Consider the following 26,159-nt stretch of genomic DNA (forward strand, 5'->3'; position numbering starts at 1 on the left):
CAATTCATGGCTTCGACCGGCGGATCAATCCGCGAACGGATCGGTCACCAGAATCGTATCATCCCGTTCCGGGCTGGTCGACAACAGCGCCACCGGGCAGTCGATCAGCTCTTCCACGCGTTTAACGTATTTGATCGCGTTGGCGGGCAGGTCATTCCAGCTGCGCGCCCCTTCGGTCGATTCGCTCCAACCCGGCATCTCTTCATAGATCGGGGTGCAGCGGGCCTGTTGGTCGGCGGCGGTGGGCAGGTAATCCAGACGCTCGCCGTCCAGCTCATAGCCCACGCAGATCTTCAGCGTTTCGAACCCGTCCAGAACGTCAAGCTTGGTCAACGAGATGCCGGACACACCGGAGGTGGCGCAGGTCTGGCGCACCAGGGCCGCATCAAACCAGCCGCAACGGCGCTTGCGACCGGTGGTGGTGCCAAACTCGTGGCCACGCTCGCCCAGGCGCTGTCCGTCTGCATCATCCAGCTCGGTCGGGAACGGGCCTTCACCCACACGAGTGGTATAGGCTTTTACGATCCCCAGCACATAGTCAATCGAACCGGGACCAATGCCCACACCGGTTGCGGCCTGACCGGCAATCACGTTGGACGAGGTCACGAACGGATAGGTGCCGAAGTCGATGTCCAGAAGCGCGCCTTGTGCGCCTTCGAACAGGATCCGTTTGCCGGATTTGCGCTTTTCATTAAGCACCTTCCAGACGGGAGCTGCGAATTTCAGAATTTTCGGTGCAACTTCCTTGAGTTGCGCGATCAGGGCGTCCCGGTCGATCGGTTCAACGCCCAGACCTTTGCGCAGCGGATCATGGTGCTGCAGGGCGCGGTCCACACGGGCCTCTAGCGTGGCGTCATCGGCCAGGTCGGCCACACGGATCGCACGACGCCCCACCTTGTCTTCATAACACGGACCGATGCCACGACCGGTGGTGCCGATCTTGGTGCCTTTGGACGCGGCCTCTTCGCGGGCGCGATCCAATTCACCGTGGAAGGGCAGGATCAGCGGGGTGTTTTCCGCGATCATCAGCGTCTCAGGCGAGATATCCACGCCCTGTGCCGTTACCGTTTCAATTTCTTTCAGAAGGTTCCAGGGATCCAGCACAACACCGTTGCCGATCACGCTGAGCTTACCCCCGCGCACAACACCAGAGGGCAGCGCATGCAGCTTGTAAACCTTGCCGTCGATCACAAGAGTGTGGCCCGCATTGTGCCCGCCCTGAAACCGGCAGATCACATCTGCGCGTTCGCTGAGCCAGTCAACGATTTTGCCTTTACCTTCGTCACCCCACTGGGCGCCTACGACGACAACATTTGCCATGGTCTGTTCCTATCTCAAAGAAAACCCGGCCCGTCATAGCGGCTGGCGCGCGCTGGGGAAACACCTAATTCGCCGCAGATGCAAAAAGGCGGGAGTAAGGCGCGATACCAGAATACTAGTTTTCTAGTTTTCTAGTTTTCTAGTTTTCTAGTTTTCGTCGAACGCCCCAGCTGCCCGCCCTGCAAGAAAATTTCATATTCAGACGAAAACAGGGCTTTTTCCTTACGAAAACAGAACGCCCCGAAACGCGGGTTGCGCTGCAGCGCCCTTTCGCCTAAATACCCGCGAAGACCGTCGTAACCGAATATTGGACCCCCTTATGGAAAATGTCGTCCTCGTCATTCATCTGATTCTGGCACTGTCACTGATCGGTGTTGTGCTTCTTCAGCGTTCTGAGGGCGGTGGTCTCGGGATCGGTGGCGGTGGGGGCGGCCTGATGTCCGCCCGCGGAGCGGCAACAGCCCTTGCAAAAGTGACCTGGGGTCTGGCAATTGCCTTCCTGATCACCTCGATCTCCCTGACGGTCATCGCTGCGAAAAACGCAGCAGACAGCTCGGTCACAGATGCGCTTGGCCTGCCGGCGGCAACGGAAGAGGCCCCGGCAACTCCGGCGCTTCCAGATGTGGAAAGCCTGCTGCCGCCGGTATCGACCGACGAAAGCCTGACGCCGCCACGCGCCGAGTAATTCACTACAGATTGTGAAAGGGCGGTTTTTCCGCCCTTTATCTTGCGGTTCGGTTGCGCGGGTGGCCGGAATCGTGTAAGTCTTAAATCCCGTGGAACGCGGATTCGCAGGGGCCCGTCATCGACAGGTTTTTGCGTATTCCAAAAGAATTGACCGGGCCCCTCAGCAAAGCGCCAGAGGCCCATTTTCACGGGGGCAGCCAAGCTTATGGCACGTTACATCTTCATCACCGGTGGTGTTGTTTCCTCTCTTGGCAAAGGGCTGACCTCGGCCGCTTTGGGGGCACTGTTGCAGGCCCGTGGCTATTCGGTTCGCCTGCGCAAACTGGACCCTTACCTGAATGTCGACCCTGGCACGATGAGCCCGTTTGAACATGGCGAGGTGTTTGTGACCGACGATGGGGCCGAGACCGATCTTGATCTGGGCCATTACGAACGCTTCACCGGCGTGGCCGCGCGCAACACCGATTCTGTCTCATCCGGCCGGATCTACACCAATGTGCTGGAGAAAGAGCGGCGCGGAGATTATCTGGGCAAAACCATCCAGGTGATCCCGCATGTGACCAATGAAATCAAAGACTTCATTGCCATTGGCGATGATGAGGTCGATTTCATGCTGTGCGAAATCGGCGGCACCGTGGGCGATATCGAAGCCCTGCCCTTCTTTGAAGCCATCCGTCAGTTCAGCCAGGAACGCCCGCGCGGGCAATGTATCTTCATGCACCTGACCCTGCTGCCCTATCTGGCCGCCTCGGGGGAATTGAAAACCAAACCGACCCAGCACAGCGTGAAAGAGCTGCGCTCGATCGGTATCGCCCCTGACGTGCTGGTCTGCCGCTCGGAACACCCGATCCCGGACAAGGAACGCGCCAAGATCGGCCTGTTCTGTAACGTGCGCCAGGAAGCCGTGATCCCCGCCTATGACCTGAAATCGATCTACGAAGCGCCGATGGCCTATCACAAGGTTGGCCTCGATCAAGCCGTTCTGGACGCCTTCCAGATCGCGCCTGCCCCGAAACCGGACCTGCGCCGCTGGGAAGATGTGGAAGACCGCATTCACAATGCCGAGGGTGAGGTGAAAGTGGCCGTTGTGGGCAAATATACCCAGCTCGAAGATGCCTATAAGTCGATCAAAGAGGCGCTGACCCACGGCGGCATGGCCAACCGCACCAAGGTAAAACTGGAATGGGTCGATGCCGAGCTTTTCGACAAGGGCGACCCTGCCCCGCATCTGGAAGGGTTCCACGCAATCCTCGTGCCCGGCGGGTTTGGCGAACGCGGCACCGAAGGCAAGATCAAGGCAGCGCAGTTCGCCCGGGAACGCAAGATCCCCTATCTGGGCATCTGCCTGGGCATGCAAATGGCCGTGGTCGAGGCCGCGCGCAACGTGGCCGGCATCGCTGATGCGGGATCGGAAGAATTTGACCACGAGGCGGGACAAACCCGTTTCACCCCCGTCATCTACCACCTGAAGGAATGGGTGCAGGGCAATTACAAGGTCAAGCGCAAACTAGGCGACGACAAGGGCGGCACCATGCGTCTTGGGGCCTATTCCGCCACGCTGAGCGAAGGATCAAACGTCGCGCGCATCTACGGCGCAACCGAACTGGAAGAGCGCCACCGCCATCGCTACGAGGTGGATGCGCAATACCGGGATCAGCTTGAAGCCTGCGGGCTGCAATTTTCGGGCATGTCACCCGATGGCCGCCTGCCCGAAATCGTTGAGTGGAAAGATCATCCCTGGTTTATCGGTGTGCAGTTCCACCCGGAACTGAAATCGAAACCCTTCGACCCGGCCCCCTTGTTCGCCGATTTCATCCGCGCGGCAAAAGAGGTGGAACGTCTGGTCTGATCCTGTCCCCCCTGACATCAAAGGCGCGTCGCACAGCTGCGGCGCGCCTTTTTTGTTGCCCAGTTATCGACGCGCCCCTCCTTCACGAAAACGCTCTGGAGGAATACTGGGGGGCACATGTAGATCCTGAAGCGCCACAGCTTAGATGTCTCTTGCCGCGTTTCGGTTTTCCCTACTTTAGATTAAAATCGAAACGCTTTAGGCTCGCCGCAACACAGGAGAGGATCCCATGCTGTCCGAATTCTTTCAGAAGTTCCGAAAAACCCCGCAGGAGGCCCCCCCTCTGCCCGAACTGGATGGGCGGATTGCCATGGGGGTTCTTTTGGTGCGGCTTGCCAAGGCCGATCAGAACTACGCTGTGGAAGAAATCGCCATGATCGACAGGCTGTTTTCCCGATATGGAAACCTCAACCCCGTCGAGGCGGCCAAAGCCCGCGCCACCTGCGAAAAGCTCGAAGCCGAAGCCCCGGACACCTCTGAACTGACCGCGCTGGTGCGCGAAGGCGTTTCCTCTGAAACCCGCCTTCAGATGCTTTCCGCCCTCTGGGGGGTCTCTCGTGCCGACGGGATCGTGCGCGATGAGGAAAGTTGTTTTGTCACCCGTGTCGCCCGCGAGCTTGGGCTGACCCGCGATGACATCACCAATGCAAACGGGGCGCCCTGACACATCGCAGCAGCTGGCCACGCTTGGTGGGCCGCGAGCACCAAAATCCCGGTGCCTTGCCGTCCCCCCTTTCCCAAATTGACAACAGATGGATATGAATATGCCCAAAGGATATTGGATTGGCCGGATCGACGTCTCGAACCTCGATGAATACAAGAAATACGTTGCGGCCAACGGCCCCGCCTTCGCCGCGTTCGACGCGCGCTTTCTGGTGCGCGGCGGCACGTTTGAAACCGTCGAAGGATCGGCCCGTTCCCGAAATGTCGTGATCGAGTTTCCGAGCTACCAAGCCGCAAAAGACTGCTATGCCAGCGCCGCCTACCAACAGGCCAAATCCCTGCGCGACCCCGTCAGCAGCGGCGATCTGATCATCATCGAGGGATATGAGGGCTGAGCCACCGCGCTCTTCCTCTTGCCACAAATATCCCGGGGTGAGCGCGCAGCGCGAGGGGCAGCGCCCCTTTCCCACCACATGGGAGCACAGGGGATGCACCCGATCCCCTGCCCACCCCAAAACCCTTTGTGATCCACCTTTTCAGCGCGCCATTGCCCCCCTATATCTGATCCCATGATTGCTTCCTTGTTCGACCGGCTGTTTGCCCCCGCCCCCTCGCCCCTCAATCAGGACGACGCCCGGCTTGCCCTGTCCGCGCTGCTGGTGCGGCTGGCGCGGTCTGACGGGGATTATGCGGCGACGGAAATCGCCGCGATAGATGCGGCTCTTACCGATCGCTACGGTCTGTCTCCGGACGCAGCCGCAGCCCTGAGGCACCAGGCCGAAACCTTCGAAACCCAGGCCCCTGACACGGTCCGCTTCACCCGGGCAATCAAGGATGCGGTGGGGCTTGAAGACCGTGTCGCGGTGATCGAAGCCGCCTGGTCGGTGGTCCTTGCGGATGGGACCCGCGCCGAGGAAGAGGACGCCCTGATGCGGATGGTGGCGCATCTTCTGGGGATCAATGACCGCGATTCGAACCTGGCTCGGATCCGGGCCCAGAAGGGATAGTCCAGCCGGGCGCGGCACCCGCCAGACGTGTGTCTTACCGGCCCCCGGCGCATCTCGTTGACAAATCGTCGGAATTGCCGCCCTTTAGCCAAAGCTTACCCAACGCCACCGGCTTTTCGCCGTTGCATTTGTGCAAGATTTGCGCCCTACTCACGGGTCAATGAACAAGGCAACTCCGGATCCATTCTGTGACCCCAGACACGATATCTGACCCTGCACACACTGCTGACACGCCCGTGATCGAAATCCGCGACCTGCATAAAAGCTATGGCGCATTGGAAGTTCTCAAAGGGGTCGATCTTGTCGCCCCGCGTGGCCATGTGGTGTCGCTGATCGGCTCTTCCGGCTCCGGCAAATCCACTCTTCTGCGTTGCGCCAACCTGCTTGAGGAAAGCCAGCAGGGAGAGATCAGGTTCGAAGGCGAGCCGATTGCCTGGCGCGGGCACGGGCTGGATCGCCACCCGGCGGACCGCAAACAGGTCACCCGGATCCGCACCAACCTGTCGATGGTGTTCCAGCAATTCAACCTCTGGTCCCACATGACCATTCTGCAAAACGTGATGGAAGCGCCAATCACGGTGATGGGGCGTGACAAGGCAGAGGTGGAGGAAAAAGCGCGTTACTATCTCGACAAGGTTGGCATTGGCGACAAATGCGACATGTGGCCCTCGCAGCTGTCGGGCGGCCAGCAGCAACGCGCGGCGATTGCGCGCGGGCTGTGCATGGAACCGCGCGCCCTGCTGTTTGACGAACCGACCTCGGCGCTTGATCCCGAGCTGGAACAAGAGGTGATCAAGGTGATCAAGGATCTGGCCGCCGAAGGGCGCACCATGGTCATCGTGACCCACGACATGCGCATGGCCGCCGACATCTCGGACCACGTCGTGTTCCTGCATCAGGGTCTGATCGAAGAGGAAGGCGCGCCTGCAGAACTCTTTGGCAATCCGAAAAGCGACCGCCTGAAGCAATTCCTGTCCCATTCGCAACCGGCCTGAAACCAAGGCTGCGACATTCGACATTGATTTTCAGCGGGTTATCCGCAGACTAACAACAGAATAACCAAGGGAGAACAACATGAAGAAACTGATCCTGACCACGGCCGCCCTGGCTGTGAGCGCAGGGTTCGCTATGGCGGACACTGTGCGCATGGGCACCGAAGGCGCCTATGCTCCGTGGAACTTCGTCAATGACAATGGCGAGATTGACGGGTTCGAGCGTGAGCTGGGCGACGAGCTGTGCAAACGCGCCGAGCTGGAATGCACCTGGGTGAAAAACGACTGGGACAGCATTATTCCGAACCTCGTGTCGGGCAACTATGACACCATCATCGCGGGCATGTCGATCACGGACGAACGCGACGAGGTGATCGACTTCACCCAAGCCTATACGCCGCCCGATCCCTCGGCCTATGCCGCCATGTCGGCAGATGTGGACCCGGCCAACGCCGTGGTTGCCGCACAGGCCACCACCATTCAGGCCGGCTTCGTGGCCGCTCAGGGCTGGACCCTGATCGAGTTTGCCACCCCGGAAGAAACCGTGGCTGCTGTGAAAAACGGCGAAGCTGACGCGGTGCTGGCAGACAAATCGTTCCTTGACACCATGGTCGGCCAAGAGGGTCTGGTGATGCTGGAGCGCATGGAAGCCATCGGTGGTGGCGTGGGCATGGGTATCCGTGAATCGGATCCGGAACTGCGCGCCAAATTCGACGCCGCCATCCAGTCGATGAAGGACGATGGCACGCTGAACACCTTGATCGCAAAATGGGAAGTCTCGTCACAGTGGTGATCTGACTTTCTGATGTTCGGGGCCTGCCGGATTGGCGGGCCCCCTTTCAAACCTGGCCGCCTGACGGGCTTGCACTCCCACCCGATGCAGACCGCTCACGGCCCCCGCCCTTCGGATTCTGCGATGTTTTCCTACTGCACCGACCCCTTGACGCTTGAAGGCTTTCAGTGGCTTTCGTGCTACCTGACCACGGGCAAGCACATGTCTTTCTACCTGTCTTTCGGGACGGTTCTGGTGTTGTTGGCAATCACCGCGCCGGTGGCCCTTGGGTTTGGCTTTCTGGGCGCCATGGCCTCTCGGGCACGCTTTGCGCCGTTTCGTTGGATCGGCAAAGCCTACACTTCAATCGTGCGTGGCGTGCCGGATATCGCGTTTTTCCTGTTCTTCGTGATCGCACTGGATCAGGCGTTTGAATGGATGCGCCATAAGGTGAAATGCCCCGACTGGACCGATCCGATCCGGCAGGGCAATGATTTCGTGGTCTGCGCCGAGGCAAAACTGCCGCTGTCGACCAGTGCGCAATGGGTGCATGAGACCTATGGGTTTTTCCTGGCCGTGCTGACCTTCTCCATCGTGTTCGGCGCCTTTGCGGCCAATGTGATCTTTGGTGCGATGAAGGCGGTGCCGCGGGCGCAGATGGAAACCGCCGAGGCCTATGGCATGTCCCAACGGCAGGCCTTCTGGCGGATCATGGTGCCGCAGATGTGGGTTTACGCCCTGCCCGGCCTGTCGAACCTGTGGATGATCCTGATCAAGGCCACGCCCCTTCTGTTCCTTCTGGGGGTCGAAGACGCGGTTTACTGGGCCAAGGAACTGGGCGCGACCAAAACGGCCAAGTTCTCAGACTACCCGCATTCCAACTGGCATATGTATTATTATTTCGGACTGCTGGTGTTTTACCTGGCCTTTACCAGCCTGTCGGAGCGCGTCTTCAAAAAGATCTCGGCCCGCCTGTCCAAGGGGCAGGCCACCGCAGCCGGTGAAGCACAAAGAAAGGCCGCGGCATGAGCTGTCTTCAAACCATTCAGGACTATGCGCTCCGCTCGATAGGGTATGGAGAACGACTGCTGCCGCGCACGGATTTCACCCTGTGTGACCAGTTTACCCTGATTGGCTCGGGGATGATCTGGAATATCTATTACGGCATCGTGGCAATCTTCTTTGGCTTTTTCTTTGCCGTGGCCCTGGCGATGGGAAAAAACAGCCGCCATGCGCTCGCCCGCAAACCGGCAGAGTTTTTCATCTATGTGTTCCGCGGCTCTCCGCTGTTCATCCAGTTTTTCTTTGCCTATGCGGTGTTTTTGTCGCTGAAACAGGCCTATCCGGTGTTTCAGCCGCTGACCGCCGCATGGCTTGGGGCGACGGTTGTGCTTTTTTGCAATACCTCCGCCTATTCTGCCGAGATCTTTTATGGCGCGCTTCGGTCCATCCCCAAAGGGGATCTGGAAGCGGCGGATGCCTACGGGATCATGGGGCTCACCCGGTTCCGGCGGATCACCTTTCCAACCATGCTACGGCTGGCCTGGCCATCCTATACAAACGAGGCGATCTTTCTGTTTCATGCCACGGCTCTGGTGTCGTTTTCCAGTTTTCCGGTGCGCGGCCAGCAGGGCGATGCGCTCTATTACGCCAGCTATTTCGCCGACAAGACCTTCAACCCGTTTGTCCCATACCCGATCCTTGCGATGTATTTCATCCTGCTCACGCTGGTGGTGATTACGGTTTTTGGTCTGGCCAACCGGCATCTGAACCGGCACCTGCCACAGGAACGGCGCAAACCTGCCAGGGTCCGTTTGAACCTGTTTCGGTAGGAAAATCTGGCTGCAAAGGACCTTCCGCGTCCGACTCGGCCCGCTTTCACAAGGTTCGCTTGACGGGGAAAGGGGCGCTGCCCCTCGCCTCTTCGAGGCTCACCCCGGGATATTTGTGACAAGAAAATAAGCCGTGAAAACAGGCGTTCCTGCCTGTAATATCCTGTGTGAGCGCCGATCCTGACATCCTTTCTTCAAAGTGGCTTGTCGGGCCGCATCTGCTCGTCTAGGTTAGGAGCTGAAATTTGATCAAATTTGGTGTCACATGAAGATCGGTATCCTGCAAGCGGGCCATTCACCCGACGAAGTTCGAGACAGCGTCGGCAATTACGGCGTAATGTTTACCCGGCTCCTCGATGGGCATGGGTTTGAGTTCGAGATTTTTTCGGTGGTGGATGGGGAGTTCCCTCCGGGCATCGACGCTGCGGATGGCTGGTTGATCACCGGATCCAAACATGGCGCTTATGAGGACCATGACTGGATCGGGCCGCTGGAAGAGCTGATCCGCGACATTCGTGCGGCGGGCCAGCCCCTGGTCGGTGTCTGCTTTGGGCATCAGATCATCGCGCAGGCCCTGGGCGGCAAGGTTGAGAAGTTTGCTGGTGGCTGGTCCGTTGGCCGGACGGAATATGATTTCGGCGATGAGGTGCTTGCGCTCAATGCCTGGCATCAGGATCAGGTGACCGAATTGCCCGAAGGCGCCGAGGTGATCGCATCAACTGATTTTTGTGCCAATGCCGCGGTGATCTACGGAGACAGGATCCTGACAATCCAACCACATCCGGAATTCACCGCGGATCTAATTGCCGGGCTGATTGAACATCGGGGGCGCGGCAAGGTGCCAGACGCGCTGCTGGATGAGGCAGAGCAGCAGCTTTCGACAGCCACCGACAATGCCCGTTTTGCGGAACGCATGGCGCAGGTTCTGAAAAAAGGGGCAAAGTGATGGGACAGTCCAGCAAAACGACAACCGCCTGGATCGACACCCTGCCGGAAGCAGCGCAGGATTATCTGCACGGGAAACGTCTGGACGAAGTGGAATGTGTGATCTCTGATCTGCCGGGCATTGCCCGTGGCAAAGCGGTTCCGGCGGCAAAGTTTGGCCGGCAGGAGCATTTTCACCTGCCGGACAGCATCTTTTTCCAAACCATCACCGGAGATTGGGGGGAAGCTGCGGGGGACGAGGGGTTTATCGAACGCGACATGATCCTGAAGCCCGACATGTCCACCGCCACGGCCGCCCCCTGGACCGGAGACTGGACCCTGCAGGTGATCCATGACGCTTATGACCGCAATGGCGAGCCGGTGCCCTTCTCTCCTCGCAACGTCCTGAAACGGGTGGTTGATCTCTATCGCGCCAGAGGGTGGGAACCGGTTGTGGCCCCGGAAATGGAATTCTATCTGGTTGCCCGCAATCTGGACCCGGCCGAGGCGATCAAACCCATGATGGGCCGATCCGGACGTCCCGCAGCCGCACGGCAGGCCTATTCGATGACGGCCGTTGATGAGTTTGGCCCGGTGATCGACGATATTTACGACTTTGCCGAAGCGCAGGGTTTCGAGATTGACGGGATCACGCAGGAAGGCGGCGCCGGTCAGTTGGAAATCAACCTGATCCACGGCGACCCAATCAAGCTGGCCGACGAGGTGTTCTACTTCAAACGGCTGATCCGTGAAGCCGCGCTGCGCCACGATTGCTTTGCCACCTTCATGGCGAAACCAATTGAGGAAGAGCCGGGGTCGGCCATGCATATCCATCATTCGGTTCTGGATCGTGAAACGGGCGAAAATATCTTTACCGGCCCGCAAGGCGGGGAAACGGATGCGTTTTTCCATTTTATCGCGGGTCTGCAGAACCACCTGCCCAGCGCCGTTGCCGTTCTTGCCCCTTACGTGAACTCCTATCGCCGTTATGTGAAGGACAACGCCGCCCCGATCAATCTGGAATGGGGACGTGACAATCGCACCACGGGCATTCGTGTGCCGATCGCGTCACCCAAGGCCCGACGGGTTGAAAACCGGATTGGCGGAATGGATTGCAACCCCTATCTCGGGATCGCCGCCTCACTTGCGGCCGGGTATCTTGGACTGGTCGAACAAAAACGCCCCAATGCCCAATACCGGGGGGACGCGTATGAAGGCGAAGGGGACATCCCCAACGGGCTAGGAAGCGCCCTGGATCTGTTTGATAACGCCACGGAAATGCAAAACATCCTTGGACCGGATTTTGCCCGTGTCTATTCCATCATCAAACGGACGGAATATGAAGAATTCCTGCAGGTTATCAGCCCGTGGGAGCGTGAACACCTTCTGCTGAACGTCTGATCTGAGCAGATGATCACGCACAGAAAGCCCGCTTTCCCTGGACGGAAGGCGGGTTTTTTATGGCCAGCCTCCGCAACCTGTTTTAGTATTTTGAAAGAGTAGTTTTGGGAAAGCTGAAAAACAAACCCGCCTTCAGCCCCAATCGCCTTTGACAAAGCAGGAGCTCCCATGTCGCTTGCCCCAAATGTCTATGACGCCGAACCCATCCCGGCTGCAGCGCGCGCTGAAATTGATCGCCTGCTGCAATCGGGGGATCTGTTTCGCTATACCGCTGCCCAGGATGCGCCGGTTGCGCTTCTTGAAGAGGAATTCGCCGCAGAGATGGGGGCGAAATATGCGTTGGCGGTGGCAAGCTGCTCTGCCGCGCTGTTTCTTTCGCTTAAGGCGCTCGACCTACCGCGTGACACCAAGGTGATCATCCCCGCCTTCACCTTCGCCGCCGTCCCCAGCTCCGTCATTCATGCGGATTGCGTGCCGGTGCTGGTCGAAGTTGGCGACAATTATCGCGTGGACCTGACGGATTTTGAGGCAAAGCTGCAAGACAATATCGGTGCGGTGATCATTAGCCACATGCGTGGGCATACCTCGGACATGGACGCCATCATGGCACTGTGTGACGCGCGCGGTATCCCGGTGATTGAGGATGCGGCCCATTCGCTTGGCACGCTTTGGCATGACCGGAAAATTGGCACCATCGGCAAAATTGGCTGTTTTTCCTTCCAGAGCTATAAAATGCTGAATGCTGGTGAAGGGGGCATCCTGATTACGGACGATGCCAATCTCGCTGCCCGTGCCATCATCATGTCCGGCGCTTACGAGCATAACTGGAAAAAGCACAAAACACCCCACGGCGACAACTCGCCTGAGCTTACAGATGCATTTGCCCGCTGGCAAAACAGGCTGCCTCTCTACAATACCCGCCTGTCAAACCTGTCCGCGGCAGTCATCCGCCCCCAGATCCCCGAGCTTTCCAGACGCGTCACGGACGGGTTGGCCAATCATGATTATGTCGCCGAACGTCTGAACCAGAGCCCCTGGCTGACTGTCCCACCACCACTTGAACCGGAAACCCGCGCCCCGGATTCGATCCAGTTTAACCTTGTTGGGTTTTCCGATCAGGAAACGCTGAAATTCCAGGATGCCGCCAAGGCGCGCGGTGTGTCCGTTCAGGTGTTTGGGGCCAGCGAAGACAACGCGCGGGCGTTCTGGAACTGGCAGTTCATTCCGGATCCGGGCCCCTTGCCGCAAACCCGCAAAATGCTGATGCGTGCCTGTGACACACGCCTGCCTGTTCGCCTGAAACAAGATGAGTTGGAATTCATCGCCCAGGCGCTGATCAAGGCCGCGGATGAGGTTGTTCAACACCGGCAACACTCCGCCGCCTGAGATGAGCATGAAACAGCCCCCACGCTGACCGCACAGAAAACTAGTTTTCTAGTTTTCTAGTTTTCTAGTTTTCTAGTTTTCTAGTTTTCTAGTTTTCTAGTTTTCTAGTTTTCTAGTTTTCTTTGAAATACCCCCCGGTCGGCCCCCGCCAAGCAGAAATCTTGCCCTCAAAGCAGCCGCAAGTCCTTTTGCAACCACGGCATTTCTGCCAGCCCAGGCTCCAGCACGGTTTGCGACAAAATGCTTTGTAGCGATTGCGCAATATCCAGCGGGAGCCCTCCCAACACATCGCGCCGCGCCACTAAAGAGATCTGCCGCTTCAGCGCGCCAAAAGGCAGGGGCACCAACTCGACATCCTCACGAAATTGCTGCGCATGAAGATAGGCCAGCGGCGTGAGCACGCTCCACGCCCCTCCCTTTGCCACCATCGCCATGATCGCGTGATAGCTGTCCAGCTCAAACCGGCATTCCATGCGCAAATGGTGCCGTGCGATATAGTCGGAAATCTGCCGCCCCATGTAATGGCGCGCGCTATATCGCACCAGAGGCAGACCAGAAAGCAGCTCTGCACTGTCCTTGCCTCGCAGATACCCCCTTGGCACAACAGCCACAAAGGGATCCTGCAACACGGGGTGGATCTCCATCCAATGGGCTGCTGCACCAATGTCAGCGGCGACAATCACATCCAGTGCCCGTGCCTCCAATTGTTCATACAACCGATGCGACGCCCCGGTTTCCAGCAAAAACTGAGTTGTTCCAAGCTGTTGGGACAGCTGCGTCAGCAATAGCGGGGTCACTTCCGCGTCAAGGTCCTCGATCACGCCAAGCCGCAGGCGCATCAAACTGGCCAATTCACTCTGGGCCAGTTCAGCACGAGCCTGCTCAGCTTCGTTCAAAATGGCCTGGGCCCGTTTCAGAAACAGCTCACCCGCCGGGGTCAGGGTCAGCGGCCGGGCAGACCGGTTGAAAAGCTCCGCCCCCAGCGACAGTTCCAGGTTGCTCAGTTGCTGGCTGACGGCAGAGGGGCTTGCCCCAAGGCGCCGCGCCGCCGCCGAAATGGCGCGCTCATCGGCAATGGCCACAAAGACTTCCACACCCCAGAAGGTAATTTTGCCCACGGTTTCGACCATTTCCGCGCTCCTTGCCACATCGCCACAGGCTAGGGTCTTTGGGGCGGGCAATCAATATCAGCCGCTACCAGCGGGTCCACAACCGCTCCCCCTGCTGATCGCGCGCCGAAATCATGCGCCAGCCCGTCCCCTGGGGCCATAGCGCAAGAGAGCCAGTTCGGCGCAAGTCGGTGGGGCTGATGATCCAGCAATCAGGCGACATCTTCGCCTCAGCGGTCTGGTTCATGACCACAATCCCCCCGGTGGCACAGGCCTCAACCAGTCGTCCCGCCCCGCGTTTTCCACTGAGATGCACCATCGGGCGCCCGGCAAGAACCAGTTCGGCATAGCCGTTGTCCCCCGTAAAAGCCCCAAGCGCATAGGCCTCAATCTGCTCTGCGGGCGCACCATCGTTTTCCAGCCAGATCCGGGCTGCAAACCCCTCTCCCTTGGGTTTGGACAAAGCACGCCCCTGCTCGGTCATGACACCAACCAATCCACCTGTCTGGCTGATCAGGACCGGGGGTCTGTCAACACTACTCCATAATAACAGCCCAACCCCAAACACCAACGCCCCCAGCAGCTTTTCCCACCGGGTCAGCAAAACCAGCAAAAGCCCTCCGAACGCCACCAAGGGCAAGACCGAAGACATCGGCTGCGGCACATAGCCAACCGCCCCATCCAGCGTGGAAACATAACCTGCAACCCCAATGATCCAGTTGATCGGTGGGCCCATCACCTTGATCGCCACCCAACCCAGCCCAAACGGGCTGAGCAATGCCGCAAGCACCGCCGCGGGCATGACAATACTGCCCATCAGTGGCACGGACAGAAGATTGGCCAACAGACCGAAATGGCTGACCTGATTGAAATGCGCCGCCGCAAACGGGGCGGTCGCGGCCGCCGCCACGGCAGAGGACAGCACCACCGCCATCACCGGCTGCAGCCAGCGTGGCCCGAAATACCGCCGATAAGGACCAAGCCAGCCGAACACCGCCACCAGTGCCGTGGTCGCGGCAAACGACATCTGGAAACCGGGTTCGGTCAGGGCCTCGGGATGCAGCAAAAGGACAATCACCGCCGCCATAGCCACGGCCCTCAGGCTCAGCGCACGGCGGTCAAACAGGACACCGACAAACATGGTGCTTACCATGATAAAGGCCCGTTCGGTCGACACGTTTCCCCCGGACAGAAGCAAATAGAACGCACCTGCCCCAATCGCCAAAACCGCCGCGATTTTCTTGGTCGGGCGTCGCAGAGCCAGTCCGGGCAACAAAGCCATCAGATAGCGCGCAGCCTGATAGACAAATCCGGTGAGCAGCCCCATATGCAACCCGGAAATAGCCAGCAGATGCGCAAGGTTCGATCCGCGCAACGCCTCCAATGTGGGAGGGCTGATCGCAGAACGATCCCCCGTGGTGATGGCGGCGGCAAATGCGCCCGCTTCACCGGGCAGGATCCCCTGCACCCAGGCCGAAAGCGCCATGCGCAAGCGATTGATCTGCACGACACCCCAGCCGCCATCCGGCGGTTCAAGTTCCAGCAACGGGTTGCGGGTATAGCCAATTGCCCCGATCCCCCTGAACCACGCCATGCGCTGAAAATCGAACCCTCCGGGTTCAACCGGACCGTTCGGTCCGGACAGATGGGCGGTCGCGGCCACGCGCATCCCGACCTGCGGCGTGGTGAAACTGTCATCCCCATAAAGGGATATCCGCGCCTTTCGTGGCACCCGATCCGGGGACGTATCCGCCAGCCGAAGCTGATCCAACGTCAGCCGCACCGCATCTTTTTGCGAGCGGTCCATGGCAATGATCCGCCCCTCAACCGGGCCGTAATAGCGAAAATCAAGGACCGGCGCTGCCACGTAATGCGCCCTTGCCCCGGCCAGGCAAATCCCGGCGGCAATCAATGCCACGCCCCGAGACACAGGGCCAAGCCCCCAGGGCCAGAAACGGGTGATCAGGACAGAGAGGAGGGTCACGCCAACAAGCCCACCGTAGACGAGAGGCCCCGGCTCTACCGGCAACAGAAAATAGATCCCGATCCCTGTTCCGAGGAAAATCGGCACCCAGTGCAGGAACCGTCCCCGTTCCCGTTCGACCCGGGTGAGGCCCGCCTGCATGACAGATAAGGGGCTGATCCTGGCCAGCACGCTTGTTCTTGGCCTCCCTTTTGCTTTAACACGCCCTTAACGCATCTACAGGCATACGCCTCACATGGTTTCCAAAAGGTTAACATCTCATGAACGCTGATCAGGTCGTCACCCGCTTCGCCCCCTCGCCCACCGGTTATCTGCATATCGGCGGTGCCCGCACGGCGCTGTTTAACTGGCTTTACGCCCGCGGCCGCGGCGGCAAGTTTCTGCTGCGCATCGAAGACACCGACCGGGCGCGCTCAACACCTGAAGCCACGGATGCGATCCTGAGGGGCATGGAGTGGCTGGGGCTCGATCACGATGGGGAGGTGATCTCTCAATTCGACCGCGCGGACCGTCATGCAGAAGTGGCGCATGAAATGCTGGCCAAGGGCCATGCCTATAAATGCTTCGCCACCCAGAACGAGATCCAGGCCTTCCGCGATCAGGCCAAGGCCGAGGGGAAATCCACCCTCTATCAATCGCCCTGGCGCGATGCGGATCCGGCCACCCACCCGGATGCCCCCTTCGTGGTGCGCCTGAAAGCCCCGCGCGAAGGCGTCACGGTGATCGAGGACGCGGTGCAGGGCAATGTCACGATCCGCAATGATCAGCTCGATGACATGATTTGTTTACGTTCCGATGGCACACCCACCTATATGCTGGCCGTTGTTGTGGACGATCATGATATGGGGGTGACCCATGCCATTCGGGGGGATGACCACCTGAACAACGCAGCCCGTCAGCAACTTGTCTATCAGGCCATGGGCTGGGACATTCCGGTCTGGGCCCATATTCCACTGATCCACGGCCCCGACGGCAAGAAGCTGTCGAAGCGCCATGGCGCGTTGGGGGTCGAGGAATATCAGGCGATGGGATACCCGGCTGAGGCGATGCGCAATTACCTGGCCCGACTGGGCTGGTCGCATGGGGATGACGAGTTCTTCTCGGATGCGCAGGCACTGGAATGGTTCGACCTGAAGGGAATCGGCAAATCTCCTGCCCGGTTCGATTTCAAGAAGCTCGACAACCTGTCCGGTCAGCATATGGCCGTAATGGAAGACGAGGCGATTTTAGCCGCATATGCAGCATTCCGTAGCGTCACGGGGGAGGTTGACCTGACAGCACTGCAAAGTGAACTTTTGTCAAAAGCGATGTATGTGCTGAAAACCAGCGCCAAAACCTTCCCTCAACTCACTGAAAAAGCTCATTTTATCTTGGCATCTCGCCCCTTGGATCGCGATGAGAAGGCGCAAAAGGCGCTGGACGATGTATCCCGTAGTATACTGAGAGAATTGACGCCGCAGCTGCAAAATGCTAGCTGGGATCGCAACACGCTTGAGGGGATCCTCAATGGCCTTGCCGAAGCCCACGGGCTGAAGTTCGGAAAGCTGGCCGCCCCACTGCGCGCTGCCCTCGCGGGACGCGCCGTAACCCCCAGCGTTTTTGACATGATGCTGGTGCTTGGGCCGGACGAAACCATTGCCCGACTAAACGACGCGAGCACATAATATACCAATACGACACCACCCGCCTGAACGGGCCGGGTCTTGCACGAAGGGAACTAGAATGGCTGAACAAACCGGAACCGCGAAACTCACCTTTGGGGATAAGGAACTGGAATTGCCGATGTACTCGCCGACGGCAGGCCCGGATGTGATCGACATTCGCAAGCTCTACGCCCAGGGCGATGTCTTCACCTATGACCCGGGCTTCACCTCGACGGCAAGCTGCGATTCGACCATCACCTTCATTGATGGCGACAAGGGCGAGCTTCTGTATCGCGGCTATCCGATCGACCAGCTGGCGGAAAAATCGCATTACCTCGAAGTGTGCTACCTGCTGCTTTACGGTGAACTGCCTTCGGCCACCGAGCTTGAGGATTTCGAAAGCCGCGTGACCAACCACACGATGGTGCATGAGCAGATGATCAAGTTCTTCTCGGGCTTCCGTCGCGACGCACACCCGATGGCGATTATCACCGGCGTGATGGGGGCCATGTCAGCCTTCTATCATGACTCGCTTGACATCAATGACCCGTGGCAGCGCGAAGTTGCAGCGGTTCGCATGATCGCCAAGATCCCGACCATCACCGCGATGGCCTACAAATACTCGATCGGCCAGCCGTTTGTGTATCCGCGCAACGATCTGGACTATGCTTCGAACTTCCTGCGCATGTGTTTCGCCGTGCCTGCCGAAGAATATGTGGTGAACCCGATTCTGAGCCGCGCCATGGACCGGATCTTTACCCTGCACGCAGATCACGAACAGAACGCCTCGACCTCGACCGTGCGTCTGGCCGGGTCGTCGGGTGCCAACCCGTTCGCCTGTATCGCCGCCGGGATCGCCTGTCTGTGGGGCCCTGCCCATGGTGGCGCCAACCAGGCCTGCCTCGAAATGCTGCGTGAAATCGGGTCGGTGGACAACATCCCGGAATATGTGGCCCGCGCCAAGGACAAGAACGATCCGTTCCGCCTGATGGGCTTTGGTCACCGCGTCTACAAGAACTTCGACCCGCGCGCCAAGGTGATGAAAGAAAGCGCCGACGAAGTGCTGGGCCTTCTGGGCATCGAAGACAACGAAACGCTGAAAGTGGCCAAGGAACTGGAGCGCATCGCGCTGGAAGATCCGTATTTCGTTGACAAGAAACTCTACCCGAACGTGGATTTCTATTCTGGCATCATTCTGGAGGCCATGGGCTTCCCGACCTCGATGTTCACCCCGATCTTTGCGCTGTCGCGCACCGTGGGCTGGATTTCGCAGTGGAAAGAGATGCTGGGTGATCCGGGCCAGAAAATCGGTCGTCCGCGTCAGCTCTATCTCGGTGCCACCGCCCGCGATTACACGGATGTGGAAAACCGCTGATCCCAGGACATACTCAAATTCCGAGGGGCTGCCGCTGGCGGCCCCTTTTCTTTTGCCGCGCTATTTCCCAGCCGCCCTATTTCCCACAGGGGTCGTCACACCCCCAGCACATCGAGACCCGGCGCATAAAAAAGGGGGCCAAAGCCCCCCCTGATTGAAAACGCCTAGCCTGACCGGGATCAACGCCCTTCATATTTCGGCGTGCGCTTTTCGAGGAAGGCCAGAACGCCTTCTTTGAAATCACGCGAGCGGCCACATTCGCCTTGCAGATGGGCCTCCAGCGCCAGTTGTTCGTCCAGAGAGTTGGTCAGCGACGCACGCATCGCCTTTTTGATATTGGCAAAACTCATGGTCGGACCATTGGCAAGATAGGCACCGCGCGCTTTCCAGGCCGCTTCGAAATCGTCATCCGCCACGCATTCCCAGATCAGCCCCAGCTCGGCCGCCTCTTTCGCAGGCAGCTTCTCAGCAAAAAGGGCCGCGCCCATTGCCTTGGCAAAGCCCATGGTGCGTGGCATCCAATAGGTGCCGCCCGCATCCGGGATCAGGCCGATGCGCGAAAACGCCTGCATGAAATAGGCGCTTTCCTTCGCAATCACCACGTCAGCGGCCAGCGCGATATTCGCCCCTGCCCCGGCAGCCGCGCCGTTGACCGCACAGATCACCGGGATCGGCGCATTATAAATCGCCTGCAACAGCGGTTCATATTCATCCTTCAGGGTGCGTTCCAGATCCACTGCATCGGCATTGGCGCGATCCCCCAGATCCTGCCCCGAGCAAAAGGCGCGCCCTTCTCCCACGATCACCAGGGCGCGGGCGTTGTTCCCGGCATCCGTCACCGCATGGGCAATCTCGGCGCGCATCTGGGTATTGAGCGCATTCATCTTATCCGGCCGGTTCAGGGTCAGAACCGCCAGCCCGTCAGTGATTTCATAGGTGATCGTGTCGTATTTCATCGCATTCTCCCTGAGCTTGGCGCGTTTATAGCTGACCAAGCGGACGGTAAAAAGGGGAACGTGACGGCACGCTCCCCTTTCTGCATTCAAACGGTCATTTGAACGAGGCTGATCGCCCGCCTAAAGCGTTTCAGGTCACCCCTGAAACACATGTTTGCTCCGAAACGCTTAGTCTTTCATCAACTCTTCAAGGCGTTTGGCTTCATCCTTAGACAAGCCGTCATCCTTTTCGCGCCCCTGTGCGCGGCGGCGCAGATAGATCACACCTGTGATCGCCGCAATCAGGAACAACACCGGCCCGGCCAGCCACAGCACTATATTTGCCCCGGTGGCGGTGGGTTTCATCAGCACATACTCACCGTAGCGTTCGACGATGAAGTCGACCACTTCGCTGTTGCTGTCCCCTTCCACCAGACGCTCGCGCACCAGCAGACGAAGATCCTTGGCGATTTCGGCATTGCTTTCGTCGATATTCTCGCCACGGCAGACCACGCAGCGCAGATCCGCCGAGATATCACGGGCCCGTTGTTCCAGCACCGGATCATCCAGTACTTCATCCGGGTTCACCGCCAGTGTTGGGGTCGCCAGACTGGCAAGAACCACGGCCGCGGCAATCAGACGTTTGATAGGGGTCATCATTCTGCGGGCACTCCTTTCGGGGCACGGGATCGGGCAGCACCTGCCGCGACACGGAAACGGCGGTCGGACAAGCTGATCAGCCCCCCCAGCGCCATCAGAGTGCAACCGATCCAGATCCAGTTCACAAAGGGTTTGATAAAGGTGCGCACCGCCCAGCCTCCATCATCCTGTGGGTCCCCGATCACCACATAGATGTCCCCCCAGAACCCGTTGGAAATCGCCGCTTCGGTGGTTGGCATCGCCTGCACCGGGTAGACGCGTTTCTCAGGGTGGAGCAACGCCACGGTCTGGCCGTCCTGCTCAATCCGCATGGTGGCCTTTGTGGAGATGTAGTTTGGCCCCTGCTCGCGGTTCACCTCTTCCAGCGTCACGGTATAGCCCGACACCTCAAACGGCTCTCCGATCATCGTGGTCCGGATATCTTCATGTTGCCACGCTTCCAGCCCCGAGATCCCCATCATGGTCACCCCAAGCCCCACATGGGCGGCAAACTTACCCCAATCTGCGCGAGGCAGACGGGTGAGGCGCGACAGGCGCCCGACAAGGGCCCCTCGTCCGGTGCGCCCCATGATATCGACAATAGACCCCGCCACCAGCCAGGTTCCAAGGAACATGCCAATCGGCCCCAGCGCCGACTTGCCGGTCTGCATCGCCCAGACCAGGGCCAGCACCGACAGCGCAGCGATCATCGCCGGGACAAGCTGCTTTACCACCCGGCCCAGCTTGGCGCGTTTCCACGACAGCATGGCCCCTATTGGCAAGATCAGCGCAAGCACGACCATGAAGGGGGTAAAGGCGGCCTCGAAAAACGGTGCGCCAACCGACACCTTGCGATCAAATATCTCGCCAATCAGCGGCCAGATCGTCCCGATGAAGACCACGATCGAGCTCACCGCGAGGAGCACATTGTTGAACACAAGCGCGCTTTCCCGGCTGACGATCGAAAAGACACCTTTCGCTTCCATCGCATTGGCGCGGGCGGCAAAGAGCGTCAGCGCACCACCGGTAAAGACGGCAAGAATCAGCAAGATGAACACGCCACGCTCCGGGTCTGACGCAAAGGCGTGGACCGAGGTGATCACACCCGAACGCACAAGGAACGTACCGATAAGCGAGAAGCCAAAGGCAAGGATTGCCAGCAGGATCGTCCAGCTTTTCAGGCTTTCGCGCTTTTCAACCACAATGGCGGAATGCAACAGGGCTGCAGCAAAAAGCCATGGCATGAAGGACGCGTTTTCAACCGGATCCCAGAACCAGAAACCGCCCCAGCCCAGCTCGTAATAGGCCCACCACGATCCCAATGCGATCCCGATGGTCAGGAACACCCAGGCCGCCAGTGTCCACGGCCGCACCCAGCGCCCCCAGGCCGCGTCAATGCGCCCTTCGATCAGGGCTGCCACGGCAAAAGAGAACGCCATCGACAGGCCCACATAGCCCAGATAGAGGAAAGGCGGGTGCAGGGCGAGGCCGATATCCTGCAACAGCGGGTTCAGGTCGCGCCCATCAAAGGGCGGGCTTTCAAACCGCAGGAACGGGTTCGAGGTAAAGAGGATGAAGGCCAGAAAGGCCACCGCAATGGCACTTTGCACTGACAGAACACGCGCCCGCAAGGTCAGCGGCAGGTTGCCCCCGAACCAGGCGGCCATCGCGCCGAAAAGCGACACGCTCATCACCCACAAAAGCATCGAACCTTCATGGTTGCCCCACACGCCCGAGATCTTGTAGATCATCGGTTTCGCGCTGTGCGAGTTGAAATAAACCAACTGCACCGAAAAATCTGAGGTCACAAACGCGTAGGTCAGCGCGGCGAACGCAACTGCCACAAACGCAACCTGCAGCGTGGCAGCAGGCACTGCCAGCTCCATCCAGCTGCGCCAGCCCTTATGTGCCCCAATCAGCGGCACCACCATCTGGATGGTTGCCACGCCCAGCGCCATGATCAGCGCAAAATGTCCAAGCTCGGTAATCATGGGGCGAATTCTAATCCTTCTCGCGGGGGCCGACCAGCCCCGTTAAGGATCTTGCCCTGTGGCAGCTGGTCACGCCGTTAACCGTTGTGCCCGGCCCTTAAACCCGAAGAAACCCCTTCAGGTTATGATGTAAATCAAGCCCGACAGACACACCGCGCCAAGCACGGGCCATAAAAACATGGCCCCATGCAGCCCAAAGGACCGATTGATCACGGAAAAGTGTAGAAGGGCACCCACAAGATACAGGGACAGGAACACGAAATGCGCCGGGCTTTCGGCCGCCCAGGCAGGCTCCCCCAATACCGAGAAAATCCACCACCAGCCCAGAACCAGGCTGGCCCCGGACCAGCTATAGGCCATTCCCAGCGCAAGCGGCGTGGCACGCACCACGTAAAGCCACAGAAAGGTCAATGAGATCATCAACCCCATCAGCGTGATCGCCCCATATCCGATCTGGTAAATCGCCTCGTATCCCGCCCAAAGATACCCCAGCTGCAACACCACGGCGATCACCATCATCAACGCAAAGGCCTGTTTCATTTCTGCAAAACCTCTCGCACCACCACATCCAGTTCAGCGGCGGCATGTTTGTTTCTTTCGATCGACTGGCGCAGCTTGGCGCCAAAAATCAGCTCTTTGAGAAGGGAAATCAGCCGGGTCATCGCTCGCGCCCTCCTGCCGGAAGCCGTTCGCGAATAATTGTGGTGATCTCGATCAGGATGGATGAGTTCTTGTCCAGCACAGCCCGCGTGGCCTGATCTTTCTGAAGATCCCGGTAAAGAAGGTAAAAAACCAAGAGCACCCAGGGGCCATGCTCTGAAACAAGTTTCAGGATCAGGTCACTGCCCATCGCGCCCTCCCCCAGCTTTCACCCAATCCTGCAAAGCCGCATTGCCGGACACATCCACTGAACCGGATGACAAGGGCGGCACAGGGGTCAAAAGCGAGGCTGGTGGGGCATCCGTGTGCGTAGCATTTTGGCGCCGCAACCCATCAAGAGCCCTCAGATTGGCCACAACCTGAGGCGTGCGCGCAAGCGATATGGCGATTTCCTGCTGGAACGCCTGCCCCTTCGCCTGGTGGCGCGCTCCGAAATAGAAACTCACAATTGCGCCCAGCAGCCACCAGAGCGGTTCCGGCACCAAGGCCACCCCCTGCATTCGAGAAGAAAACCAGACCGGATCCACCATTGCCGCCAGAAAAAGAGCCAGCGTTCCCAGCGCAAGGGCCGGACGTGGAAGCCGGTTCAGCCCATCCATAAACCGGTCAAACCCACCTTTGCGGGCCACCAGAAACTCCGCCGCATAAGCCTCTAACGTGGCCTGATGCAGATCTGCATCGCGCGCGGCCCCGGCTTCGCGGTTTTCAACAAATACCTCTGCGGTGTCCCGGATCACATTCCGATTGGCACCAAACAGAATGTTCAAAATGCCACCAATCAGCCCCATTTTTCGACCCTTTCCCGATGTTCCAGGTTAGAAAGATGATATTTTTCCGAGATGAATTCCTCGGCCCGCGTGATCCATCCGCCTTTGCCCCCATCGCGGCGGTGCGCGTATTTGCGCGACTTCGGTCGCTGATCGGCAAGGCGGTAATAATAGTTGCGCCGCTCGATCCCATACGCATCTGCCAGATGGTCCGGGGCTGCGGCCATGGCCAGACGCACAGCGCGCAGGGAGCGCGGGCCAAGCACGCCGTCCACGGCAACGGCATAGCCCATCTTGCCCACCAGCCGTTGCAGGATGCGTACCGCGTTCCCGCCTGCATTCACATACATGTCAAACACGCTGGGCTGCAGCGGTTGCGGTAAATCTGCAATTCTCGGTCGGTGGAAATAATGACGCACAAAGATCTCACGCGCCTGATCGCGGGTCAGGGCCTTGACGTCCTGAGAGGTGATCTTTCCATCCCCGGTCAGATCAATCCCCAGCCCGCGCATGGTGTTGAGGGTGACCCCGTATTTCGTCGCCCCGCCCGGGTCATCGGGGTCATTCACATACCCGCCTTCGCGGGAAATGATCTCATCTGCAATCTCTTCAACGCTTTTCATCGGGCCTCGCCCCCGTTACCTGAAACGGGGACAAGGCTCGTTAAATTACGTTAAGATTGTTGAAATCAGGAGTTCGGATCCACGTAGACGCCGGTTTCCTTGAGGCTGTCGACCACCTCTTTCGGCATGTAATTCTCGTCATGTTTGGCAAGGATTTCCGACGCTTCGAACACGCCGTCCACATAGGTTCCGGTGCCGATCATGCCCTGGTTCTCTGCAAAAAGATCCGGCAGCACCCCGGTGAAGCGCACCGGCACAATCTCGCCCCCATCGGTGACCGAGAAGCTGACCGTCTCGCCCTGCCCGCGCACAATCGAGCCTTCGGTGACGAGACCACCCATGCGGAACACCTCGTTAGAAGCGGGCGGTTCGGCAATCACTTCACTCGGGGACCGGTAATAGTTGATCCCGTCTTGCAGCGCGTAGCCGATCAGGCCGGTTGCAATACCAAGTGCCACAAAAGCCAGAACGATGATCTGGATCCGGCGGGTTTTCTTCAGGTTCTTCATCCCAGCCATGGCGGGACACTCCTTTTTCTGTTCGCGCGCGGGCGGCGGCGGGCCTTATGGAAAGACCGGCACCAGCTCAAGTCCCGTGGTTTCTTTTTCACCCAGCATCAGGTTGGCATTCTGCAGGGCCTGTCCTGACGATCCCTTGCACAGGTTGTCCAGGGCCGAGACGACCAAGGCGCGACCGGGAACGCGGTCGCCCACCACCCCAAGATGGCATTGGTTCGAGCCCATCACCTGCCCCATGCCGGGCAATTGGCCCATCGGTAACACGGTCACAAACGGCTCGTCTTGATATTGCTCAACAAGTGCTGCGTGTATCGCTTCCGGGTCGCCCTGCACATAGCAATCGGCCAGAATGCCCCGGTTCACGGGCACCAGATGAGGGGTGAACATGATCCGCACCTCACGCCCTGCGAGCAGGGAAAACTCCTGATCAAACTCGCCCAGATGGCGGTGTTTTCCGCCCTGCGCATAGCCCAGAACATCGGTGGACCGTTCGGCAAACAACATGTTTTCCTTCAGCGCCCGCCCAGCACCCGAGATACCGTTTTTCAGGTCACAGATGATTGTGTCCAGATCCACCAACCCCTTGGAAATCAAGGGGCGCAGCGCAAATTGCACTGTTGCGGCATTGCAGCCGGTTCCCGCCACCAAACGCGCCTCTTTGATCTCATCGCGGTAAAACTCGGTCAGGCCGTAGACCGCGGTTTTCTGCAGTTCGATGGCCACATGTTCGGCCCCATACCATTTTTCGTATTCCGCCGGATCACGCAGCCGGAAATCAGCGCCCAGATCAACAATCTTCACATTTTCGGGAAGATCACGCACCAGCGCCTGCGACAGGCCGTGCGGAAGGGCTGCGAAGGCCAGATCCACCTTGGAAAAATCGATTTCATCCATCTTGACCAGTTTCGGCAGATCCAGATGACGCAGATGAGGATAGACCTCGGCCATCTCCATCCCCGCCTTACGGTCTGCGGAGAGGGCGACAATTTCCATCGTCGGATGGGTGGCAATCAGCCGGACCAGTTCAGCGCCAGTATAGCCGGACGCGCCAAGAATAGCGATTTTATGGGTCATCACGACCT

The 26,159-nt window shown here is 59.0% G+C and carries 27 protein-coding genes; 14 read left to right on the forward strand and 13 right to left on the reverse strand.

What is annotated here, in order from left to right:
• Positions 1-24: 24 nt before the first annotated feature.
• Positions 25-1,320 (reverse strand): adenylosuccinate synthase, encoded by a 1,296-nt coding sequence (locus XMD517_RS05790; RefSeq protein WP_173486572.1) that lies wholly within the window; start codon positions 1,318-1,320, stop codon positions 25-27.
• Between the two features lie 319 nt (positions 1,321-1,639).
• Between XMD517_RS05790 and secG the strand changes: the two genes are divergently transcribed.
• From secG to XMD517_RS05850, 12 genes are all read left to right on the forward strand, one after another.
• A complete protein-coding gene (gene secG, locus XMD517_RS05795; protein ID WP_173486573.1) occupies positions 1,640-2,005 on the forward strand; it encodes a preprotein translocase subunit SecG in 366 nt (121 codons plus the stop codon).
• 207 nt (positions 2,006-2,212) lie between these two features.
• Positions 2,213-3,856 (forward strand): CTP synthase, encoded by a 1,644-nt coding sequence (locus XMD517_RS05800; RefSeq protein WP_055189457.1) that lies wholly within the window; start codon positions 2,213-2,215, stop codon positions 3,854-3,856.
• 229 nt (positions 3,857-4,085) lie between these two features.
• The gene (locus tag XMD517_RS05805) at positions 4,086-4,520 is read left to right on the forward strand and encodes a TerB family tellurite resistance protein (RefSeq protein ID WP_055189459.1); all 435 of its coding nucleotides are present in this window, start codon (positions 4,086-4,088) and stop codon (positions 4,518-4,520) included.
• Between the two features lie 100 nt (positions 4,521-4,620).
• On the forward strand, positions 4,621-4,914 hold the full coding sequence (locus XMD517_RS05810) for a DUF1330 domain-containing protein (RefSeq protein ID WP_173486692.1): 294 nt from the start codon (positions 4,621-4,623) through the stop codon (positions 4,912-4,914).
• Positions 4,915-5,088: 174 nt separating this feature from the next.
• On the forward strand, positions 5,089-5,526 hold the full coding sequence (locus tag XMD517_RS05815) for a TerB family tellurite resistance protein (RefSeq protein ID WP_173486574.1): 438 nt from the start codon (positions 5,089-5,091) through the stop codon (positions 5,524-5,526).
• Between the two features lie 188 nt (positions 5,527-5,714).
• Positions 5,715-6,521 (forward strand): ABC transporter ATP-binding protein, encoded by an 807-nt coding sequence (locus tag XMD517_RS05820; RefSeq protein ID WP_368493349.1) that lies wholly within the window; start codon positions 5,715-5,717, stop codon positions 6,519-6,521.
• Between the two features lie 79 nt (positions 6,522-6,600).
• Positions 6,601-7,311 (forward strand): transporter substrate-binding domain-containing protein, encoded by a 711-nt coding sequence (locus XMD517_RS05825; RefSeq protein WP_173486575.1) that lies wholly within the window; start codon positions 6,601-6,603, stop codon positions 7,309-7,311.
• Positions 7,312-7,434: 123 nt separating this feature from the next.
• Positions 7,435-8,319: an ABC transporter permease gene (locus tag XMD517_RS05830; protein ID WP_173486694.1), complete on the forward strand. Its 885-nt coding sequence runs from the start codon at positions 7,435-7,437 to the stop codon at positions 8,317-8,319.
• Positions 8,316-9,122, forward strand: a complete 807-nt coding sequence (locus tag XMD517_RS05835) for an ABC transporter permease (protein WP_173486576.1) — start codon at positions 8,316-8,318, stop codon at positions 9,120-9,122. Before XMD517_RS05830 ends, XMD517_RS05835 begins: the two co-directional genes overlap by 4 nt.
• Before the next feature lie 265 nt (positions 9,123-9,387).
• Entirely contained in the window at positions 9,388-10,068 is a 681-nt protein-coding gene (locus tag XMD517_RS05840; RefSeq protein WP_173487933.1) for a type 1 glutamine amidotransferase, read from the forward strand.
• Positions 10,068-11,447: a glutamine synthetase family protein gene (locus XMD517_RS05845; RefSeq protein WP_173486578.1), complete on the forward strand. Its 1,380-nt coding sequence runs from the start codon at positions 10,068-10,070 to the stop codon at positions 11,445-11,447. Before XMD517_RS05840 ends, XMD517_RS05845 begins: the two co-directional genes overlap by 1 nt.
• A 168-nt stretch (positions 11,448-11,615) precedes the next feature.
• Complete coding sequence (locus tag XMD517_RS05850; RefSeq protein WP_173486579.1) at positions 11,616-12,833, forward strand: DegT/DnrJ/EryC1/StrS aminotransferase family protein; 1,218 nt, start codon at positions 11,616-11,618, stop codon at positions 12,831-12,833.
• 167 nt (positions 12,834-13,000) lie between these two features.
• On the opposite strand, the gene XMD517_RS05855 is transcribed toward XMD517_RS05850, so the two are convergent.
• Complete coding sequence (locus tag XMD517_RS05855; protein WP_173486580.1) at positions 13,001-13,963, reverse strand: LysR family transcriptional regulator; 963 nt, start codon at positions 13,961-13,963, stop codon at positions 13,001-13,003.
• Between the two features lie 64 nt (positions 13,964-14,027).
• Positions 14,028-16,097: a ComEC/Rec2 family competence protein gene (locus XMD517_RS05860; RefSeq protein WP_371734401.1), complete on the reverse strand. Its 2,070-nt coding sequence runs from the start codon at positions 16,095-16,097 to the stop codon at positions 14,028-14,030.
• A gap of 89 nt (positions 16,098-16,186) precedes the next feature.
• Here XMD517_RS05860 and gltX point away from each other — a divergent pair, with 89 nt between their 5' ends.
• The gene (gene gltX / locus XMD517_RS05865; RefSeq protein ID WP_173486581.1) at positions 16,187-17,590 is read left to right on the forward strand and encodes a glutamate--tRNA ligase; all 1,404 of its coding nucleotides are present in this window, start codon (positions 16,187-16,189) and stop codon (positions 17,588-17,590) included.
• A 58-nt stretch (positions 17,591-17,648) separates the two neighbouring features.
• Entirely contained in the window at positions 17,649-18,944 is a 1,296-nt protein-coding gene (gene gltA / locus XMD517_RS05870) for a citrate synthase (protein WP_173486582.1), read from the forward strand.
• A 179-nt stretch (positions 18,945-19,123) separates the two neighbouring features.
• Here gltA and XMD517_RS05875 read toward each other — a convergent pair whose 3' ends face one another.
• The 10 genes from XMD517_RS05875 to argC form a co-directional block, all read right to left on the reverse strand.
• Positions 19,124-19,900, reverse strand: a complete 777-nt coding sequence (locus tag XMD517_RS05875; RefSeq protein ID WP_173486583.1) for an enoyl-CoA hydratase-related protein — start codon at positions 19,898-19,900, stop codon at positions 19,124-19,126.
• A gap of 168 nt (positions 19,901-20,068) precedes the next feature.
• Complete coding sequence (locus tag XMD517_RS05880; RefSeq protein WP_254449713.1) at positions 20,069-20,539, reverse strand: cytochrome c-type biogenesis protein; 471 nt, start codon at positions 20,537-20,539, stop codon at positions 20,069-20,071.
• Complete coding sequence (locus tag XMD517_RS05885; protein WP_173486584.1) at positions 20,536-22,509, reverse strand: heme lyase CcmF/NrfE family subunit; 1,974 nt, start codon at positions 22,507-22,509, stop codon at positions 20,536-20,538. Before XMD517_RS05885 ends, XMD517_RS05880 begins: the two co-directional genes overlap by 4 nt.
• A 117-nt stretch (positions 22,510-22,626) precedes the next feature.
• On the reverse strand, positions 22,627-23,049 hold the full coding sequence (locus XMD517_RS05890) for a hypothetical protein (protein ID WP_173486585.1): 423 nt from the start codon (positions 23,047-23,049) through the stop codon (positions 22,627-22,629).
• Positions 23,046-23,171, reverse strand: coding sequence for a hypothetical protein (locus XMD517_RS15785; RefSeq protein ID WP_256415703.1), 126 nt, complete (start codon positions 23,169-23,171; stop codon positions 23,046-23,048). Before XMD517_RS15785 ends, XMD517_RS05890 begins: the two co-directional genes overlap by 4 nt.
• Entirely contained in the window at positions 23,168-23,359 is a 192-nt protein-coding gene (locus XMD517_RS05895; protein WP_055189483.1) for a hypothetical protein, read from the reverse strand. The genes XMD517_RS15785 and XMD517_RS05895 overlap by 4 nt, the downstream gene beginning before the upstream one ends.
• Positions 23,349-23,957 carry a holin family protein gene (locus XMD517_RS05900; protein ID WP_173487934.1) on the reverse strand — a complete coding sequence of 203 codons (609 nt, stop codon included), beginning with the start codon at positions 23,955-23,957 and terminating at the stop codon, positions 23,349-23,351. The genes XMD517_RS05895 and XMD517_RS05900 overlap by 11 nt, the downstream gene beginning before the upstream one ends.
• On the reverse strand, positions 23,948-24,559 hold the full coding sequence (locus XMD517_RS05905) for a holin-associated N-acetylmuramidase (RefSeq protein ID WP_173486587.1): 612 nt from the start codon (positions 24,557-24,559) through the stop codon (positions 23,948-23,950). Before XMD517_RS05905 ends, XMD517_RS05900 begins: the two co-directional genes overlap by 10 nt.
• A gap of 65 nt (positions 24,560-24,624) precedes the next feature.
• Positions 24,625-25,068 carry a cytochrome c maturation protein CcmE gene (gene ccmE, locus XMD517_RS05910; RefSeq protein ID WP_173486697.1) on the reverse strand — a complete coding sequence of 148 codons (444 nt, stop codon included), beginning with the start codon at positions 25,066-25,068 and terminating at the stop codon, positions 24,625-24,627.
• 54 nt (positions 25,069-25,122) lie between these two features.
• Positions 25,123-26,151 carry an N-acetyl-gamma-glutamyl-phosphate reductase gene (gene argC, locus XMD517_RS05915; protein ID WP_173486588.1) on the reverse strand — a complete coding sequence of 343 codons (1,029 nt, stop codon included), beginning with the start codon at positions 26,149-26,151 and terminating at the stop codon, positions 25,123-25,125.
• Positions 26,152-26,159: the final 8 nt, after the last annotated feature.

The organism is Aliiroseovarius sp. xm-d-517, assembly GCF_013283135.1.
Taxonomy (GTDB): Bacteria; Pseudomonadota; Alphaproteobacteria; order Rhodobacterales; family Rhodobacteraceae; genus Aliiroseovarius; species Aliiroseovarius crassostreae.